Origin of the sequence: Serratia sp. X10, from assembly GCF_017811775.1 — a bacterium.
GTDB lineage: Bacteria > Pseudomonadota > Gammaproteobacteria > Enterobacterales > Enterobacteriaceae > Serratia > Serratia ureilytica.
In genome coordinates, this window is sequence record NZ_JAEIOH010000003.1 from 159,178 (window position 1) to 175,089 (window position 15,912).

The following is a 15,912-nucleotide window of genomic DNA, read 5'->3' on the forward strand; positions in this document are numbered from 1 at the left end:
AGGAGGTCTCCCCCCTGCCAGATAAAGAGTGTTCGAGGGTTAAGAAGTCCAGGTCGCGTTGAATTCGACGCTGACATCGCCGCTCCAGATACCTTCCGGCAGCGTACTGAAATCCGTGACGGCGGTGGTGCCGTTTGACGTCGCGCCGATGATGCTGAAGGTGAACTGATCCTGCGCGCTGGTGCGGCCGGCCTGGTTGTAGGCGTTGGACAAGGCGCTCAGATTGCCGCCCAAAATACCGGCGGTGGTGTCGATCATGGTGGTTTCAGCCGTTTTCCCGACCACCGCACCGTTATAGTTCACCCCGACTTCCAAAGTAGAACCGGAAGTATCCAGCTGAGTCAGGGTATTGGAGACCAGTTTTGAGGTCAGTTTGAAAGCGGTTGCCGTGGTATCGCCTTCCACGGTGACGTCAAACAGGCCTTTCTGGCTGTTGAAACCCTTAATGCCTTCTGCATAGTTGAAGGCCAGACTGCCAATCGGCGTCACGACCAGTTTGCTGGTGGTATCTTTCTTGGCGGTTGCAGACCAGGTTGCCAGCGCCTGAGCGGTAACGTCGGCGGCTTGTGCAGTGCTGACCGCTGCAAAGGCGGAAACGATCGCCAGAGCCAGTGTCATTTTCTTCATGGTATAACTCCCTTCATTCTTCATTGTTAAATATGTTCTCTTTATTTCGTCCATTCTCAGCCTGCCTTTTGCATCATTGCGTTTAGCCAGTCTGCTTGACGCCACTACAATATCCCCGAACAATCAAAAAAGAATCATTAACCACCAAAGTTCAAATGTTTAGTTTTAAATTTCAAAATTAATATTTTTAACCTCTGAAAGTAACATTAAAAATCTAATCAAGCCTTTGATAAAAGCACAATCTCATTGGCTTTTAAGCTCATCAAAGCGGTGATTACGTGGCCACGAAGCAGCCGTTTTCTTGCCTTCATACCCATTCAGAATTTCAGCGTCAGCGTGACTATTTAGGGCGCGATATTGGGTTTGATTTACACATCGGAGCAGCGGCCAATTAAGATCGGCCGCTGTGGAGAGGAATGTGGCTCATCGCCACGTTTCAAGAGGGAAATCGTGTTTTCAGGGCTAGAATAAGCCGCAGAAAACCGGCCTGGTTGAGGCCCAATTTGCGCATAATGTTAAGTTTATGGGAGCTTATGGTTTTGTAACTTCGTCGGGTCATGTTGGCAATGCTTCGTGGAGACGCACCGGCAACCATCATACTCAGGATTCGCCATTCACTGTCGGATAAGGCGGCTGGCGAATGCGCCAACCGGGCGCGAATATGCGGCGAACGATAGCCGGAAAAGTCACCTGCGGCGGCAATAGCATCTTTCAGACAATGCAAAGGGTCATCCTTCGCCACTATCGCTATACGCGCATTCATCGCCAGCAACGCTAATATTCCGGGATGTTCGATGGCAGTGAAAATCACCAATGGCGTTTCTGGCCAGACATTTTTCGCCCTTGTAACGAACCGTAATACATCATACAAATATTCGCCCTGATGATATAACTCCATAACGACCGCTTGAGGATTCCCCTCTTTCAACACCGCCTCTAATCCCCGCAGCGTATCGATAGAATATCTTCGATTTGACCTGGTAATGAGAAACGCATCCATTCCCTTTCTCACCCAAAAGCTGGGCTCAAAGAATAGCAGCGCATCGCCAAAATCAGCGTTAACCATACACACTCACCATAATTATATCGGAAATGGCGCAGAAAGGAGAATGCCTCTCATTGCCTACAAAGGCCATTCATAAATAATCGCCATACGACAACCCGCCAAATTAAAACCATGCAGCCAACCTCAAAACCCTAATATTTCCGTCCGATTTCCGTTCTCAATCACCTTAAAAAGGAGGTTTTCAATATTAATTGATAAACTCAGCACTATCGCTTTCCAAACCTGAACAAATCTCCATTTTATGCTCGCGCAAGATCTTGCAACGCAACAGGAATAAGCGGGAAATGCCGGAAATGTAAGCCCGCACCTGATTGCTGCGCACCACCAGCAAAAACTCATCGCCACTGCACTCTCCCGTTTGGTGAGCCGCGTAAGCCAAAATGTCCCGATTCAAACTGGCGTTGACCGAAGCGGAGCCATCAGGTAGCGACATGAAAACCTTGCAATTGCCCGACTTGCCCAGGTAGCTCTCTTGCCGGGCCCCTGAACCGCTAAAATAGGCGGTGATAGCAGTAGCCATGAGGATCCCCCCCAAAACCAACGCGCTGATTTTCAGCCACCAGCGGCGGAAATAACCGAGGCGAGCAGTGGCTCCGTAGATGACGCTGTCCGACAGCGGATTTGCGCTCTCTTCAGATGCAGGCTTCGGCAAGGGGCTGGCAGGTTCTTCGTCGGGAATATCTTCCACGTCCTCACAACACTCGATAGTAATCTCATCACGCAGCATAAAACCTACTTTAGGAACCGTAGCAATGACCTCATCCTCGACGCCAAGATTTTTAATCACCCGGCGTAATTTGCTGACGCACTGATTAAGATTATTATTGCTGGAAACCATGCCGTAATCGTCCCAGACTTTCTTGAATATCAATTCACGCCCCACAGCCTCACCGTGATGGGCAATCAACAGCAGCAACAGCCGTTTAGAAGGACTGGATATGGATATAGGATCGTCAGAAAAATCTATTGGACTAAGGGTTCTGGTGTCTGCGTCAAAGAGAATATGGTCATTAAATCTATATTTCATTTTATTCACATGTTTTCACTATAGCGATAATTTATAGTTTGGCGTTAAATGTTAATGAAATATTAAAAAATATTTAATCAGGTTAATTAGCAAAAAAACCTAAGCACAGGCAAGAAAAACCTCTCAATTAACGCCACGAAATACGCTTTTTCACCTCACCATCGTTTATATAGGATTTTTCTAGTAAACCATAACCAAAGGTTAACCAATCACCACACTCATTGATACATTGACACACCAAAAACCATAAAGTTAGTTTTTTATATCGCAAATTATCAACTTTAAGGGAAATCGGCCTAATAAAAGGTCATCAGACTAAATTTTAATAACAAGATAATAAAACGTGAATGTTGAGCATAATCACATACCGCCAGCAACAGCATTAGCCGGATGAATTAAGGCGCTTACAGCAATGTAAATGTTAAAATTTAGATCTGGCTAAGGTGATGGGAAATAGGAATGAAAGGAAAAAATTACAAATGACGCCTATCGCGTTATCCGCAGTGAGCGAATGCATTCGCTGCGGCTCACTGAGCTGATGACGGGAATATCAGACTAAAGGTCAAACAAGCCGTACGACCATCATCGGTACACTGCGCGCGCACCTCACCACCGTGCAACGTCATGATGGCGCGCACGATGGACAGCCCGAGGCCGCTGGCGTGGCTGCCGGCGCTGCGCGCGGGATCGGCGCGGTAGAAACGATCGAACAGCTTTTCCAGATGCGCCGGCGCGATCGGCGGCCCCTGATTGATGACCTGCACCCACCAGGCATCGGCGCGCCGCTCAGCGCGCAACGCGATCAGGCTGTTTTCATCAGCATAGCGCACCGCGTTGGCTACCAGGTTGCTCAGCGCCCGCTGGAACAACATCGCGTCCGCCTTCAGCTCGCCTTCCCCTTCGCAGCTCAGCGCGATGCCGCGTTCTTCCGCCAGCCCTTCGAAGTAATCCGCCACCCGCCGCAGCTCGGTCGCCACCTCCAGATGACTGTAGTTCAGCGCAGACTGCGCCTCACCGGCGCGCGCCAGAAACAGGATGTTTTCCACCATGCGCGAAATACGCTCCAGCTCATCCATATTGTTCGACAATAGGATTTCGTACTCCTCCACGCTGCGGGGTTGATACAGCGCCACCTGACACTGGCCCATCAACGCGCCCACCGGCGTGCGGATCTCATGGGCCAGATCGGCGGAAAACTGCGTCAGCCGCTGATAGCCTTCATTCAACCGATCGAGCATCGCATTGAACGACCGGGTCAGCTGCTGCAACTCCTTCGGCGCCCCCTGTTCGCTGAGGCGAGTGGACAATGTATTGGGCGCAATCTGCGACGCCTGCGCCGCCATGCGCCATAGCGGCTTCAATCCCCGGCGCATGACCCCATAGCCCAGCAGCGCAATCAGCAGGAAAGCCACAATGACCGCCGCGACAATGCGCCACAGGTAACGCGCCAGCATCTTCTGCTCGTTGACCATGACGTGCGCAGCGGAGATCTGCAGCAAACTGCCGTCTTCCAGACGCACCATCGCCGATGCCGCGCGCAGCGGCACCCCCTGCGCCGTTTCCCCGCCGCGCACGGCGGCCAGCGTCTGCGCCTGTTCGGGCGGCGTCGGCGCGATTGGCGGCAGGGCCACCCTGGCCGGATTCACATTGATGAGCGGTTTTTGCCCCGGCATTTGGAAAATCAGCACGTCCTGTTCATTGCCCAGCATGTTTTCGAACAGGCCGTTATTGGCGGTCAGGCGCGCCAAAGGAAAGCGCTGCCCCAGTAAATGGCGGAAATACTCTACGCGCCCGGTCACCTGCAGGTCGCTGCGGAGCGTCATTTCCTGGCGCATCGCGCCGAACAGATACCAGCCCGCCCCGCTCACCACGCAGGCGGCCACCAGCGCGAACAGCATGGCGGTACGCAGCGTCAGCGACACCGGCCGACGTGAAGCGCGGGCGTTCACGAGCGCGGCTCGCAAACATAGCCGATGCCGCGCACGCTGTGGATCAGCTTGACGTCGAACGGCCGGTCGATTTTGGCGCGCAGGCGTTTGATGGCCACGTCAACCACATTGGTGTCGCTGTCGAAATTCATGTCCCACACCTGAGAGGCTATCTGCGTGCGCGACAGCACTTCGCCTTCACGCCGCACCAGCAGATGCAGCAGCATGAATTCTTTATTGGTCAACGGGATCACCTGATCCTGGCGCACCGCCCGGCGGCGCAACACGTCCAACTGCAGATCGGCGATGGCGTAATGATCGGCTTCGCGCGCCGGCCCGCGGCGCAGCAAGGTGCGCAAACGCAGCACCAACTCGGTAAAGGAAAACGGTTTGATAAGATAGTCGTCCGCGCCCAGCTCCAGACCGTGGATGCGATCCTGCACGCCATCGCGGGCGGTGAGAAACAGGATCGGCACGTCGCTTTTCTTGCGCAATACCTCGATGATCTGCCAGCCATCCAGCCCCGGCAGCATGACATCGAGCACGATCGCATCGTAGTCCTGCTCCAACGCGCGAAACAGCCCGTCGGTGCCGTTGCGCGCCAAATCGACGCCATAGCCCGCTTCCCCCAGCCCTTTCTTCAGGTAATCCCCTGTGCCGATATCGTCTTCAACTACCAGTATTCGCATGCTCGCCACCTCGTTACGTCTGCAAAAATACTAGCAGCTTCGGCGGACAAACTTGATGACATTAATGTCATCAAACGGCCATGGCGCTGACCCAGTAGGTCAACCATGCTTAACCGGCAAACTCATTTCAGGAGAACGTTATGATTACCCGTCATCGTATAGCCGGTTTACTGTTGTCCACGTTACTGCTTTCCAGCGGATTGGCCGCCGCCGCCCAACCGCCGGGCAAGGTGATTGCGCCGCTGCGCGGCACCATCACGCAGGTTGCCGACGGCAATCTGCAGCTGACCGACCGCAAGGGCGAGACACTCAGCGTCAAGCTGAACGATCAAACTAAAGTGCTCAGCGTTTCCAAAGCCACGCTGGACGATATCAAACCGGACAGCTTTATCGGCACCGCCGCCGTGCCGCAGCCGGACGGCACGCTCAAGGCACTGGAAGTGCACGTGTTCGCCGCCAGCCTGCGCGGCACAGGCGAAGGACATTCGGCCTGGGAATCCGCCGACGGCAAAGTAGACACCATGACCAACGGCACCGTCGGCAAACTGGTGAAATCCAACGGCCGCACCCTGACCGTTACTTACGGTAACCAGCAGAAAACCGTCGTCGTGCCGGAAGACGTGCCGATCGTGACGCTGGATCCGGGCGATCTGAGCCTGCTTAAACCGGGCGTGCACATCGTGCTGTTCTCCGCCGCCGACGATAAGGGTCAGCGCGTCGCCACGCGCATTTCCGCCGGCAAAGACGGCACCGTGCCGCCGATGTAACCGGAGGAATGCCATGAAGACCAACGCGTCGCCGCCGGTGCATCGCTGGCCGGTTCGCATCACTCATTGGATCAACCTGTTCGCCATGGTGTGCATGTTCATGAGCGGTTGGGAAATCTACAACGCCTCGCCGCTGTTCGACTTCCGCTTTCCGCCGCAGATGACGCTGGGCGGGTGGCTGGGCGGCGCGATTGGTTGGCATTTGGCGGTGATGTGGCTATTGGCGCTCAACGCCGTCTGCTATCTGCTGTGGAGCCTGTTCAGCGGCCATTTTCGCCGCGATCTGTTGCCGCTTCGCGCCGACGCGCTGCGGCAGGATATCTGGCTGGCGATGACGCTGCGCCTGCGCCACCGGCATGGCCGCTACAACGCCATTCAGAAACTGATGTACCTCGGCGTACTGGCGCTCGGCCTATTACTGGTGCTCTCCGGCCTGGCGATTTGGAAACCGGTTCAGCTGCAGGGATTGGTCGCGCTGTTTGGCGGCTTCGACTTCGCGCGCTACGTGCATTTCTTCGCCATGGCCGGCATCGGCCTGTTTGTGGCGATCCACGTCTTTATGGTGGCTGTCGTGCCCAAAACCCTGTGGGCGATGATAACGGGTGGCAAACATGAATGAGAAAAAACAGCGGGCAACCGCGCCGACGCTGGAACCGGACCAAAAAAAGCAGCTGGTCAATCTGCAACGCCGGCTGATGTTGCGCTCCGGGCTGACGCTGGGCGGCATCGCCATGCTGACCGGGTGTAATCTGCAAGACGGCGATCGGGTGGATAAGGTGCTGTGGGCCATGTCGCGCTGGAACGACCGGGTGCAGGCCTGGCTGTTCAGCGGCCAGCGGTTGGCGCAAACTTACCGGCCGGATCAGATCACCCACCCTTTCCCCTTTAACGCATTTTACCCGGAATACAACGTCCCCGAGATCGATCTCGCCGGCTACCGGCTTGAGGTCGCGGGGAAAGTGGAGAAAAAAGCGCCCTGGACGCTGGAACAGCTGCAGCGGCTGCCACAGCAAAGCCAGATCACGCGCCTGATCTGTATTGAGGGCTGGAGCGCCATTGGCCAATGGGGCGGCGTGCCGCTGCGCACCTTTCTGCAGCACGTCGGCGCGGATCTGAATGCCGGTTACGTCGGCTTCAAATGCGCCGATCGTTACTACGCCAGCCTCGACATGGCCACCGCGCTGCACCCGCAGACCATCCTGGCGCTGGATTTCGGCGGCAAGGCGCTGCCGGCGGACTACGGCTACCCGCTGCGGCTGCGCGTGCCGACCAAGCTGGGGTTCAAAAATGCCAAACATATCGCCGCCATCTTCGTCAGCGACGTCAATCCAGGCGGGTATTGGGAAGATCAGGGCTACAACTGGTTCAGCGGCATTTAGTTTTGCGCGGCGCTGCGCACAACCTTCATCGGCGGCTGGAGGATCGTCTCCGCCGCGGTTAATAATCTGTTCGTCACAAAGGGGATAACTATAGGAAAAATAATAGTAAAAAGGATTTTATCATGGATATTGATGTGAGGGAGTCACACACTGGAATAGCAGACACATACAGATATCAGATTGCTGTCAGAAAAGGTGATGGTAAATCGGCCATCTATCATTTGGATTTCAAGAGAATTGGGCAAAACATGCACCATTGGTTTGCCCCAGTGTATGTGGACACTGCTCTCCTCAATAATGCTTTCTCTCTGGAGTTTTATGATGTTAAGGCGTTGAGCGACGTAAACAGGCATCGGCGCTCAGCTTTCGATACCTATACCGCAATGCATTATACCCTTCTCCAACGCGAACGCTTATTCGTTGTTGGCATCGGGGAAACTCTTCTCAAGTTTGCCTATCAGTATCATGCCAGGATCATCTTAAGTGCACCGTTAAGGCCAGCATTAGCTAAAATTTATGATTTTTTGTTGAAAAAATACGCGCACAAAGGGCATTATTTATACAAAATAGAGTTTATAAAGGACGGCCTCTATGTCATCGAAATCCCACGTAGCCCCCATAGCATCCCATACTTACCAACAGCACGTTAAGGAACAGCGCCTGAAAGAGATGCAAGCCTTCCACGAAGAGTGGTGGGAACAAAGGCGCCGCGAATGGCGTGAACGCGGCGGCGTTGAAACCAGTGAACCGCCCGCACGTAGCATCGATACCGAACTTCCATCCTGATTCCGGTTCGTTCTTATTCTTCTTCTTCCGCCGTCAGCAATGCAATCCCCGCTTGCTCAATGGCCTCCCGCGCGGCGGCGGGCAACCCCTCATCGGTAATGATGGCGTCAAAGGCGGCGATCGGCAGCGCCAGATAGGTGGCGACTTTGCCGTATTTGGACGTATCGCTGAGCAGAATGCGGCGGCGGCTGGCCTCGACGATGGCCTTCTTCACCATCACCTTATCTTCGTTCGGCGTCGACAGGCCGCGCATGCTCCACGAAGAGGCGGAGATGAACGCCAGATCGATAAACAGACCGCGCAGCGCCTGCGCCGCCGCCTCGCCGACGCAGGAACGGTTTTCCCGGCACACAGTGCCGCCGGTGTGGATGATTCGGCACTGGCTATGCTCTATCAGGAACCCGGCGATGACAAAGTCGTTGGTCACCACCGTCAAATCGTCACGTTCTCCGATCTGTTTCGCCAGCGCCAGCGTGGTGGTGCCGGCATCCAGATAGATACAGCTATTGGCGGGAATTTGCCGCGCCGCCAGCCGGCCGATGGCGATTTTCTGCCGGCCGAACATCCCCTCTTTGGTCTGGTGAGAAGGTTCGCTCGCCACCCGTTCCGGCGCCTGCACGCCGCCCGAGACCGACTGCACCGCCCCCTGTTCTTCCAGTTTTTGCACGTCACGGCGGATCGTCATATGCGACACCCCCAGCCGTTCGGTCAGCTCGGCGATGCTGACGACGCCGCGTTCGGATACCAGCGCAAGAATTTGTTGATGGCGTTCTACAGGTATCACGGTTCCCTCTCGTTGCTGCGGTGATAATAATTGTGATTTTACGTCAATTTTCGTTCGCCGATAGCCCTAATTTCTCGCGGCGTGACGGCGAGCGCAGTTAGGCTGGCAAAACATAAACTTATTTAAAAACATAATAGTAATGTTGCTTCAGGCCAGAAATCGCACGAAAAATCCGTTTCACACATTGTTAATTATTGTGATAACGATCGCGGATAATCGGCCGACAAGCGCTTACATTTAACACAACAAAACAAATTATCACTAAAATTAACAGGAGTGCAGTATGACACACCCAGGGAATTATGCCGTTTGCGTCATCGGGCTGGGGGCGATGGGCATGGGCGCCGCGCGTTCATGCCTCCGCGCCGGATTGACCACCTACGGCGCCGATCTCAATCCGCAGGCGCTGGCGGCGCTGCAACAGGCCGGCGCGAAACAAACGGCCCCCAGCGCCTGCGACTTCGCCGCCGAGCTGGACGCCGTGTTGCTGCTGGTGGTGAACGCCGCACAGGTGAAGCAAATCCTGTTCGGCGAGCAAGGCCTGGCGCCGCAGCTCAAGCCGGGCACGGCGGTGATGGTGTCTTCGACCATTTCCGCCGATGACGCCAAACAGATCGAGCAACGGCTGCTGGACTACGGCCTGGCGATGCTGGATGCGCCGGTTTCCGGCGGGGCGGCCAAGGCGGAAGAAGGCCAGATGACGGTGATGGCCGCCGGCGCCGACGCCACCTTCACGCGCCTGCAACCCGTGCTGGACGCCATCGCCGGCAAGGTTTACCGCATCGGCGAAACCATCGGCCTGGGCGCGACGGTAAAAATCATCCACCAGCTGTTGGCCGGGGTGCACATCGCCGCCGGGGCGGAAGCCATGGCGCTGGCCGCCCGCGCCAACATCCCGCTGGACGTCATGTATGACGTCGTCACCCACGCCGCCGGCAACTCCTGGATGTTCGAAAATCGCATGCGCCACGTGGTCGACGGCGACTATACGCCCAAATCGGCGGTGGATATCTTCGTCAAGGATCTGGGGCTGGTGGCGGATACCGCCAAGGCGCTGCATTTCCCGCTGCCGCTGGCCTCCACCGCCTTCACCATGTTTACCGCCGCCAGCAACGCCGGCTACGGTAAAGAAGATGACAGCGCGGTAATCAAAATCTTTGCCGGCATCGATCTGCCGCAGAAAAAGGAGACGCTCTGATGCAGCTCGGCGTAATCGCGGATGATTTTACCGGCGCGACCGACATCGCCAGTTTTTTGGTGCAAAACGGCCTGCCGACGGTGCAGTTGAACGGCGTGCCGCAAGACGAAACGCCGGTCGGTGCTCAGGCGGTCGTCATCAGCCTGAAATCGCGCTCCTGCCCGGCAGAGCAGGCGGTCGAACAGGCGTTGCAAGCGCTGGCCTGGCTGCAAAAACAGGGCTGCCGCCAGTTCTACTTCAAATACTGCTCCACCTTCGACAGCACCGCACAAGGCAATATCGGCCCGGTGACCGACGCCCTGCTCGCCGCCCTGGGGGAAAATTTCACGGTTGTTTCCCCGGCGCTTCCGGTAAACGGCCGCACGGTCTATCAGGGCTACCTGTTCGTCGGGGAGCAGCTGCTGTCTGAGTCCGGCATGCGTCATCACCCGGTCACGCCAATGACCGACAGCAACCTGCTTCGCCTGATGGAGTCCCAGGCCGCCGGGCGCTGTGGGCTGGTGACGGCGGCGGAAATGGATCGCGGCGCCGAGGCAGTCAGCGAGAAACTGCAGCAATTGGCGCAGGAAGGCGTGCGCTACGCGGTGCTGGACACGCTCAACGAACGGCATCTGCTTACCCAGGGTGAAGCGTTGAAAACGATGAAGCTGGTGACCGGCGGTTCGGGCCTGGCGATCGGCCTGGCGCGGCAATGGGCGCAGAACGGCGATCGCACGGCAGAAGCGGCCGGCGCGCCGCAGGGGGAAAAGGCGGCGGTACTGTCTGGCTCCTGCTCCGTCATGACTAACCGGCAGGTGGCGCACTATCGCGAACGCGCGGCGGCGCAGGCCATCGATATCGACCGTTGCTTCGATCCCCAGACGCGCGCCGCCTACGCCGTCGAGTTGGCGCACTGGGCGCAGCGCCATGCAAGAGAAGCGCTAGCCCCGCTGATCTACGCCACTGCATCGCCGGAGTCGTTGCAGCAAACGCAACAACGGCATGGCGCCGCCGCCAGCGAAGCGGTGGAAGCCTTGTTCGCCGAACTGGTGATGCAACTGCATCAGTTGGGGTTCAATCGCTTTATCGTCGCCGGCGGCGAAACCTCCGGCGTGGTCACACAGGCGCTGGGCATTCGCGGCTTCCATATCGGCCCCAGCATTTCCCCCGGCGTTCCCTGGGTGCGCGCCAGCGATCGGGCGATTTCCCTGGCGCTGAAATCGGGCAATTTTGGCGATGAAGCCTTCTTCGTGCGCGCGCAAACGGAGTTCCCGGTATGAGCATGACGATTGAACAGCAAGCGCGTGAAGAAATGGTGCGCCTGGGCGCCTCGTTTTTCCAACGCGGCTACGCCACCGGCTCCGCCGGCAACCTCTCGCTGTTGCTGCCGGACGGCGCGCTGCTGGCGACGCCGACCGGCTCCTGTCTCGGCGAGCTGCAGGCCGATCGCCTGTCTAAAGTGAGCCTGAACGGCGACTGGCTCTCCGGCGACAAACCGTCGAAAGAGATCAGCTTTCATCGGGCGCTCTATCTGAACAACCCGGAATGCAAAGCGGTAGTGCACTTGCATTGCACCTACCTCACGGCGCTCTCTTGCCTGCAAGGGCTGGACGCCGACAACGCCATCAAACCGTTCACCCCCTATGTGGTGATGCGCGTCGGCAAGGTGCCGGTGGTGCCCTACTATCGCCCCGGCGACGAAAGGCTGGCGCAGGATCTGGCCCGCCTGGCGCCGACCCACCGCGCCTTTTTACTGGCCAACCACGGCCCGGTGGTGACGGGTAAAGACCTGCGAGCGGCAGCGGACAATACCGAAGAGATGGAAGATGCGGCGCGGCTGATCTTCACCCTCGGCGATCGTCCGATCCGCTATTTGACCGCTGATGAAATTGCCGAATTACGGAGCTGAACCATGCCTAAATTTGCCGCCAATTTGTCGATGATGTTTACCGAGGTGCCGTTCCTCGATCGCTTTGCCGCCGCTGCCGCACAGGGCTTCAGCGCGGTGGAATTCCTGTTCCCTTACGAGTATCCCGCCGATCTGTTGGCCGAAAAACTGCGCGAAAATGGCCTGCAACAGGTACTGTTCAACACCGCGCCCGGCGATGCCGCCGCCGGCGAATGGGGGCTGGCGGCGCTGCCGGGCCGCGAGCGGGATGCGCGCGCCGATATCGATCGCGCGCTGGCCTACGCCATCGCCCTTTCCTGCCCCTGCGTGCACCTGATGGCCGGCGTGCTGCCCGCGGGCGCGGATCGACGGCGTTATCTCGACACCTTTATCGCCAATGCGCGCTATGCCGCCGACGCTTTTGCGCCGCACGGCGTCAAGGTGCTGATCGAGGCGCTCAGCCCGCCGGTCAAACCCGACTACCTGTTCGCCAGTCAGCATCAGGCGGCGGAAGCGGTGGCGGCGATCGAGAGACCGAACGTGTTCATCCAGTTCGATTTTTTCCACGCGCAGTTGGTGGACGGCAATATCAGCGGGCTGCTGGAGACGCTGGCCGGGCGCTACGCGCATATCCAGATAGCCTCGGTGCCGGATCGCCATGAGCCCGACGAGGGCGAACTGAATTATCCGTGGCTGTTCGACAAGCTGGATGCGCTCGGCTATCAGGGCTGGATCGGTTGCGAATACCGCCCGCGCGGCGACACCGCCGCCGGGCTCGGCTGGCTGAAGCCTTACCGCTAAAGCCGCACGCCGACACCAGGAAATCGATTTTATAACAATGAAACGCACCCGTATCGCCACGCGGCGATCGCGGTGCCCAACGCTTACCCAACGAAAGGCTTTTTTCATGTCTACCTCTCTGCTGTTGCTGATTGCCGTACTCGGCGTGGTGCTGCTGTTATTGATGGTGATTAAGGCGAAGGTGCAGCCCTTCGTCGCGCTGTTGGTGGTCAGTTTGCTGGTGGCGCTGGCCAGCGGCATTCCGACCGGTGAAGTGATGAAAGTGATGACCGCCGGAATGGGCGGCGTGCTCGGCTCGGTGACCATCATCATCGGTCTGGGGGCGATGCTCGGTCGCATGATCGAACAATCGGGCGGCGCCGAGTCGCTGGCGCAGCGTTTCAGCCAGGGTCTGGGGCCGAAACATACCGTCGCGGCGCTGACCCTCGCCGCGTTTATTCTCGGCATTCCGGTGTTCTTCGACGTCGGCTTTATCATTCTGGCGCCGATTATCTATGGCTTCGCCAAGGTCGCCAAAGTGTCGCCGCTCAAGTTCGGCCTGCCGATGGCCGGCGTGATGTTGACGGTACACGTCGCGCTGCCGCCGCACCCCGGCCCGGTCGCCGCCGCCGGCTTGCTCAACGCCGACATCGGCTGGCTGACCATTATCGGCCTCGCGATCTGTATTCCGGTCGGCGTTATCGGCTATTTCGCCGCCAACTACCTCAACCGCAAAACCTATCCGTTATCGATAGAGGTGCTGGAACAGCTGCAGCTGGCGGCGCCGGAACCGCGTCCGGAAGATCACGCGCCGCTCAGCGATCGCATCAACCCGCCCGGCGCTGGCCTGGTGGCGGCGCTGATCGTCATCCCGATCGCCATCATCATGCTCGGCACCGTCTCCGCCACCCTGCTGCCGGCCGGCTCGGCGCTGCGCGATGCGCTGTCGCTGCTGGGCTCGCCGGCGGTGGCGCTGATGATCGCCCTGCTGCTGGCCTTCTACTTCCTGGCGCTGCGCCGCGGCTGGAGCCTGCAGCATGCCGGCGACGTGATGGGGGCAGCGCTGCCGACCGCCGCGGTGGTGATCCTGGTGACCGGCGCGGGCGGCGTGTTCGGCAAGGTGCTGGTGGAATCCGGCGTCGGCAAGGCGCTGGCGGAGGTGCTGACGACCATCGGCCTGCCGCTGGTGCCCGCCGCCTTTATCATTTCGCTGGCGCTGCGCGCCTCGCAGGGTTCCGCCACCGTGGCGATCCTGACCACCGGCGGCCTGTTGTCGGAAGCGGTCAGCGGCTTGAACCAGCTGCAGCTGGTGCTGGTAACGCTGGCGACCTGTTTCGGCGGGCTCGGGCTTTCGCACGTCAACGACTCCGGTTTTTGGATCGTCACGCGCTATCTGGGGCTGTCGGTGGCCGATGGCCTGAAGACCTGGACGGTGCTGACCACCCTGCTCGGCCTGAGCGGCTTCCTGTTCACCTGGCTGTTGTGGCTGGCGGCGTGATTTCTCTGGCATACTGAACGCCGTTGTTTTTCATCGCCTTTCCCCCTGTGCAGGAGCAGCAACATGACCGTAATCAACACCGCGCCAACGCTTATCACCGAACGCCTGCGGCTGGACGCGCACACGCTGGACGACTTCGACTCGCTGGCCGCGCTGTGGGCCGACCCGCTGGTGGTGCGCTATATCGGCGGCACCCCGCGCGACCGGGAAGACTCCTGGGGACGCCTGATGCGCTACGTTGGCCACTGGGCGCTGTTGGGATACGGGTATTGGGCGGTGCGTGACAAGCAGAGCGGCGAGTATCTCGGCAGCATCGGCTTCTCCAACTTCCTGCGCGACATCACCCCGCCGCTCGATGCGCCGGAGATGGGCTGGACGCTGGTGAGTTCGGCGCACGGCAAAGGCTATGCCACCGAGGCGCTGCGGGCGGCGCTGGCCTGGGGGAAAACGCACCTGCCGGGGGAAAAAACCATCTGCATCATCTCGCCTGAAAACCAGGCTTCGCTGGCGTTGGCGAAAAAGGTCGGCTTCAGCGAAAGCCACCGCAGCGAGTACCATCAAAACCCGATCGTGGTGATGCACTGCCCGCTTTGAATGCCTAAGCGCGTTGCACCGCCAACGCCGTCTGAATGAAGTTGTCCCGCAGCGCGTCGGCGCGCTGCGGAGCCCAGGCGATACCGACCTGCCACTCCGTCTCCTCGCCGCTCAGCGGTAAAATGTCGATGCCGGCCGGCGCGATATGCGTGATGCTGTGCGGCAACAGCGCGACGCCGACGCCGGCGGCGACCAGCGCCAACAGCGTCTGGATGTCGCCGGCCTGCTGCACTACGTTCGGCGTCAACCGGTGAGCGGCGATAAACCGCAGCGACTGATCGCTCAGCCCGCGCCCGCGTTTAGGGGTCAATTGCAACAGCGGCAACTGATTGAAACGCGTCATCAAATCGTCGGCGCGCAGCGCCAGCGCGCCCGGCGCAGCCAGCACCAACCGATCGCTCAACAACGCGACGCCGCACAGTGGCGTATTGACCGGCAAGCGCACGAACCCCGCCTGCAACTCTCCCTGCAGCAACAGCTGATACTGCCGCTCCGACGGCAGATCTTCGAGACCAATCGCCACCTCGGGAAACCGTTGGCGAAAGGCGGCCACCAACTGCGGCGCCAGATGAAAACTGGACAGGCCAAACCCCAGCGCCAGCCGCCCCGCTTCCCCGAGCGCCACCCGCCGCGCGCGCCGCTGAAACTGCTGATACTGCTCCACCAGCGCCTGCGCCTCCGGGTAAAGCCGCCGCCCGCCGGCAGTGAGCACCGCCCCTTGTCGGCCGCGCTCGAACAGCCGAACGTCAAGCTGGGCTTCCAGCGCCTGAATTTGCTTGCTCAGCGCCGGTTGGCTGATGCACAGCAGGCTCGCCGCCTGCCGATAGTTGCCCTGCTCCGCCAGCGCCACCAGGGCGCGCAGTTGTTTTATATCCATTCCGTTAGGTTATCAAATAAGGAATTTAATTGATTATACAGTAAT

17 protein-coding genes are annotated in these 15,912 nt (G+C 58.6%); 10 read left to right on the forward strand and 7 right to left on the reverse strand.

What is annotated here, in order from left to right; translation table 11 throughout:
* Positions 1 to 39: 39 nt before the first annotated feature.
* The 5 genes from J9788_RS11040 to J9788_RS11060 all read right to left on the reverse strand — a co-directional run bounded on the left by J9788_RS11040 (position 40) and on the right by J9788_RS11060 (position 5,337).
* The gene (locus tag J9788_RS11040; RefSeq protein WP_004939148.1) at positions 40 to 627 is read right to left on the reverse strand and encodes a common pilus major fimbrillin subunit EcpA; all 588 of its coding nucleotides are present in this window, start codon (positions 625 to 627) and stop codon (positions 40 to 42) included.
* A gap of 436 nt (positions 628 to 1,063) precedes the next feature.
* The gene (locus J9788_RS11045) at positions 1,064 to 1,693 is read right to left on the reverse strand and encodes a LuxR C-terminal-related transcriptional regulator (RefSeq protein WP_046896950.1); all 630 of its coding nucleotides are present in this window, start codon (positions 1,691 to 1,693) and stop codon (positions 1,064 to 1,066) included.
* Positions 1,694 to 1,880: 187 nt separating this feature from the next.
* Positions 1,881 to 2,720, reverse strand: a complete 840-nt coding sequence (locus tag J9788_RS11050) for a winged helix-turn-helix domain-containing protein (RefSeq protein ID WP_046897116.1) — start codon at positions 2,718 to 2,720, stop codon at positions 1,881 to 1,883.
* Between the two features lie 527 nt (positions 2,721 to 3,247).
* Positions 3,248 to 4,669 carry a heavy metal sensor histidine kinase gene (locus tag J9788_RS11055; RefSeq protein WP_046896949.1) on the reverse strand — a complete coding sequence of 474 codons (1,422 nt, stop codon included), beginning with the start codon at positions 4,667 to 4,669 and terminating at the stop codon, positions 3,248 to 3,250.
* Positions 4,666 to 5,337, reverse strand: a complete 672-nt coding sequence (locus J9788_RS11060) for a heavy metal response regulator transcription factor (protein WP_033650568.1) — start codon at positions 5,335 to 5,337, stop codon at positions 4,666 to 4,668. Before J9788_RS11060 ends, J9788_RS11055 begins: the two co-directional genes overlap by 4 nt.
* Before the next feature lie 140 nt (positions 5,338 to 5,477).
* Here J9788_RS11060 and J9788_RS11065 point away from each other — a divergent pair, with 140 nt between their 5' ends.
* The 4 genes from J9788_RS11065 (at position 5,478) to J9788_RS11080 (ending at position 8,133) form a co-directional block, all read left to right on the forward strand.
* Positions 5,478 to 6,104, forward strand: coding sequence for a hypothetical protein (locus J9788_RS11065; RefSeq protein WP_046896948.1), 627 nt, complete (start codon positions 5,478 to 5,480; stop codon positions 6,102 to 6,104).
* A gap of 13 nt (positions 6,105 to 6,117) precedes the next feature.
* Positions 6,118 to 6,723: a cytochrome b/b6 domain-containing protein gene (locus tag J9788_RS11070; RefSeq protein WP_033650566.1), complete on the forward strand. Its 606-nt coding sequence runs from the start codon at positions 6,118 to 6,120 to the stop codon at positions 6,721 to 6,723.
* Positions 6,716 to 7,483, forward strand: coding sequence for a molybdopterin-dependent oxidoreductase (locus J9788_RS11075; RefSeq protein ID WP_033650565.1), 768 nt, complete (start codon positions 6,716 to 6,718; stop codon positions 7,481 to 7,483). The genes J9788_RS11070 and J9788_RS11075 overlap by 8 nt, the downstream gene beginning before the upstream one ends.
* Before the next feature lie 122 nt (positions 7,484 to 7,605).
* Positions 7,606 to 8,133, forward strand: a complete 528-nt coding sequence (locus J9788_RS11080) for a hypothetical protein (protein ID WP_046896946.1) — start codon at positions 7,606 to 7,608, stop codon at positions 8,131 to 8,133.
* A 149-nt stretch (positions 8,134 to 8,282) separates the two neighbouring features.
* On the opposite strand, the gene ygbI is transcribed toward J9788_RS11080, so the two are convergent.
* A complete protein-coding gene (gene ygbI / locus J9788_RS11085) occupies positions 8,283 to 9,053 on the reverse strand; it encodes a DNA-binding transcriptional repressor YgbI (RefSeq protein ID WP_182264877.1) in 771 nt (256 codons plus the stop codon).
* 283 nt (positions 9,054 to 9,336) lie between these two features.
* Between ygbI and ltnD the strand changes: the two genes are divergently transcribed.
* The 6 genes from ltnD (at position 9,337) to J9788_RS11115 (ending at position 14,990) form a co-directional block, all read left to right on the forward strand.
* Positions 9,337 to 10,251 (forward strand): L-threonate dehydrogenase, encoded by a 915-nt coding sequence (ltnD, locus tag J9788_RS11090; protein ID WP_046896944.1) that lies wholly within the window; start codon positions 9,337 to 9,339, stop codon positions 10,249 to 10,251.
* Positions 10,251 to 11,510, forward strand: a complete 1,260-nt coding sequence (gene otnK, locus J9788_RS11095; RefSeq protein WP_288443557.1) for a 3-oxo-tetronate kinase — start codon at positions 10,251 to 10,253, stop codon at positions 11,508 to 11,510. The genes ltnD and otnK overlap by 1 nt, the downstream gene beginning before the upstream one ends.
* Positions 11,507 to 12,139 (forward strand): aldolase, encoded by a 633-nt coding sequence (locus J9788_RS11100; protein ID WP_089191378.1) that lies wholly within the window; start codon positions 11,507 to 11,509, stop codon positions 12,137 to 12,139. Before otnK ends, J9788_RS11100 begins: the two co-directional genes overlap by 4 nt.
* 3 nt (positions 12,140 to 12,142) lie before the next feature.
* Positions 12,143 to 12,919 (forward strand): 2-oxo-tetronate isomerase, encoded by a 777-nt coding sequence (gene otnI, locus J9788_RS11105; protein WP_182264878.1) that lies wholly within the window; start codon positions 12,143 to 12,145, stop codon positions 12,917 to 12,919.
* Between the two features lie 106 nt (positions 12,920 to 13,025).
* Positions 13,026 to 14,396 (forward strand): GntP family transporter, encoded by a 1,371-nt coding sequence (locus J9788_RS11110; protein WP_046896941.1) that lies wholly within the window; start codon positions 13,026 to 13,028, stop codon positions 14,394 to 14,396.
* 63 nt (positions 14,397 to 14,459) lie between these two features.
* Positions 14,460 to 14,990 (forward strand): GNAT family N-acetyltransferase, encoded by a 531-nt coding sequence (locus J9788_RS11115; protein WP_182264879.1) that lies wholly within the window; start codon positions 14,460 to 14,462, stop codon positions 14,988 to 14,990.
* Between the two features lie 4 nt (positions 14,991 to 14,994).
* Here the strand turns inward: J9788_RS11115 and J9788_RS11120 are convergent, their stop codons facing one another.
* Complete coding sequence (locus tag J9788_RS11120) at positions 14,995 to 15,867, reverse strand: LysR family transcriptional regulator (protein ID WP_182264880.1); 873 nt, start codon at positions 15,865 to 15,867, stop codon at positions 14,995 to 14,997.
* Between the last annotated feature and the right edge of the window lie 45 nt (positions 15,868 to 15,912).

Bases quoted from the DNA above. Each gene is read 5' to 3' on its own strand.
- J9788_RS11040 (WP_004939148.1), bottom strand. From the start codon at position 627: ATGAAGAAAATGACACTGGCTCTGGCGATCGTTTCCGCCTTTGCAGCG.
- J9788_RS11045 (WP_046896950.1), bottom strand. From the start codon at position 1,693: ATGGTTAACGCTGATTTTGGCGATGCGCTGCTATTCTTTGAGCCCAGC.
- J9788_RS11050 (WP_046897116.1), bottom strand. From the start codon at position 2,720: ATGAAATATAGATTTAATGACCATATTCTCTTTGACGCAGACACCAGA.
- J9788_RS11060 (WP_033650568.1), bottom strand. From the start codon at position 5,337: ATGCGAATACTGGTAGTTGAAGACGATATCGGCACAGGGGATTACCTG.
- J9788_RS11065 (WP_046896948.1), top strand. From the start codon at position 5,478: ATGATTACCCGTCATCGTATAGCCGGTTTACTGTTGTCCACGTTACTG.
- J9788_RS11070 (WP_033650566.1), top strand. From the start codon at position 6,118: ATGAAGACCAACGCGTCGCCGCCGGTGCATCGCTGGCCGGTTCGCATC.
- J9788_RS11075 (WP_033650565.1), top strand. From the start codon at position 6,716: ATGAATGAGAAAAAACAGCGGGCAACCGCGCCGACGCTGGAACCGGAC.
- J9788_RS11080 (WP_046896946.1), top strand. From the start codon at position 7,606: ATGGATATTGATGTGAGGGAGTCACACACTGGAATAGCAGACACATAC.
- ltnD (WP_046896944.1), top strand. From the start codon at position 9,337: ATGACACACCCAGGGAATTATGCCGTTTGCGTCATCGGGCTGGGGGCG.
- otnK (WP_288443557.1), top strand. From the start codon at position 10,251: ATGCAGCTCGGCGTAATCGCGGATGATTTTACCGGCGCGACCGACATC.
- J9788_RS11100 (WP_089191378.1), top strand. From the start codon at position 11,507: ATGAGCATGACGATTGAACAGCAAGCGCGTGAAGAAATGGTGCGCCTG.
- otnI (WP_182264878.1), top strand. From the start codon at position 12,143: ATGCCTAAATTTGCCGCCAATTTGTCGATGATGTTTACCGAGGTGCCG.
- J9788_RS11110 (WP_046896941.1), top strand. From the start codon at position 13,026: ATGTCTACCTCTCTGCTGTTGCTGATTGCCGTACTCGGCGTGGTGCTG.
- J9788_RS11115 (WP_182264879.1), top strand. From the start codon at position 14,460: ATGACCGTAATCAACACCGCGCCAACGCTTATCACCGAACGCCTGCGG.
- J9788_RS11120 (WP_182264880.1), bottom strand. From the start codon at position 15,867: ATGGATATAAAACAACTGCGCGCCCTGGTGGCGCTGGCGGAGCAGGGC.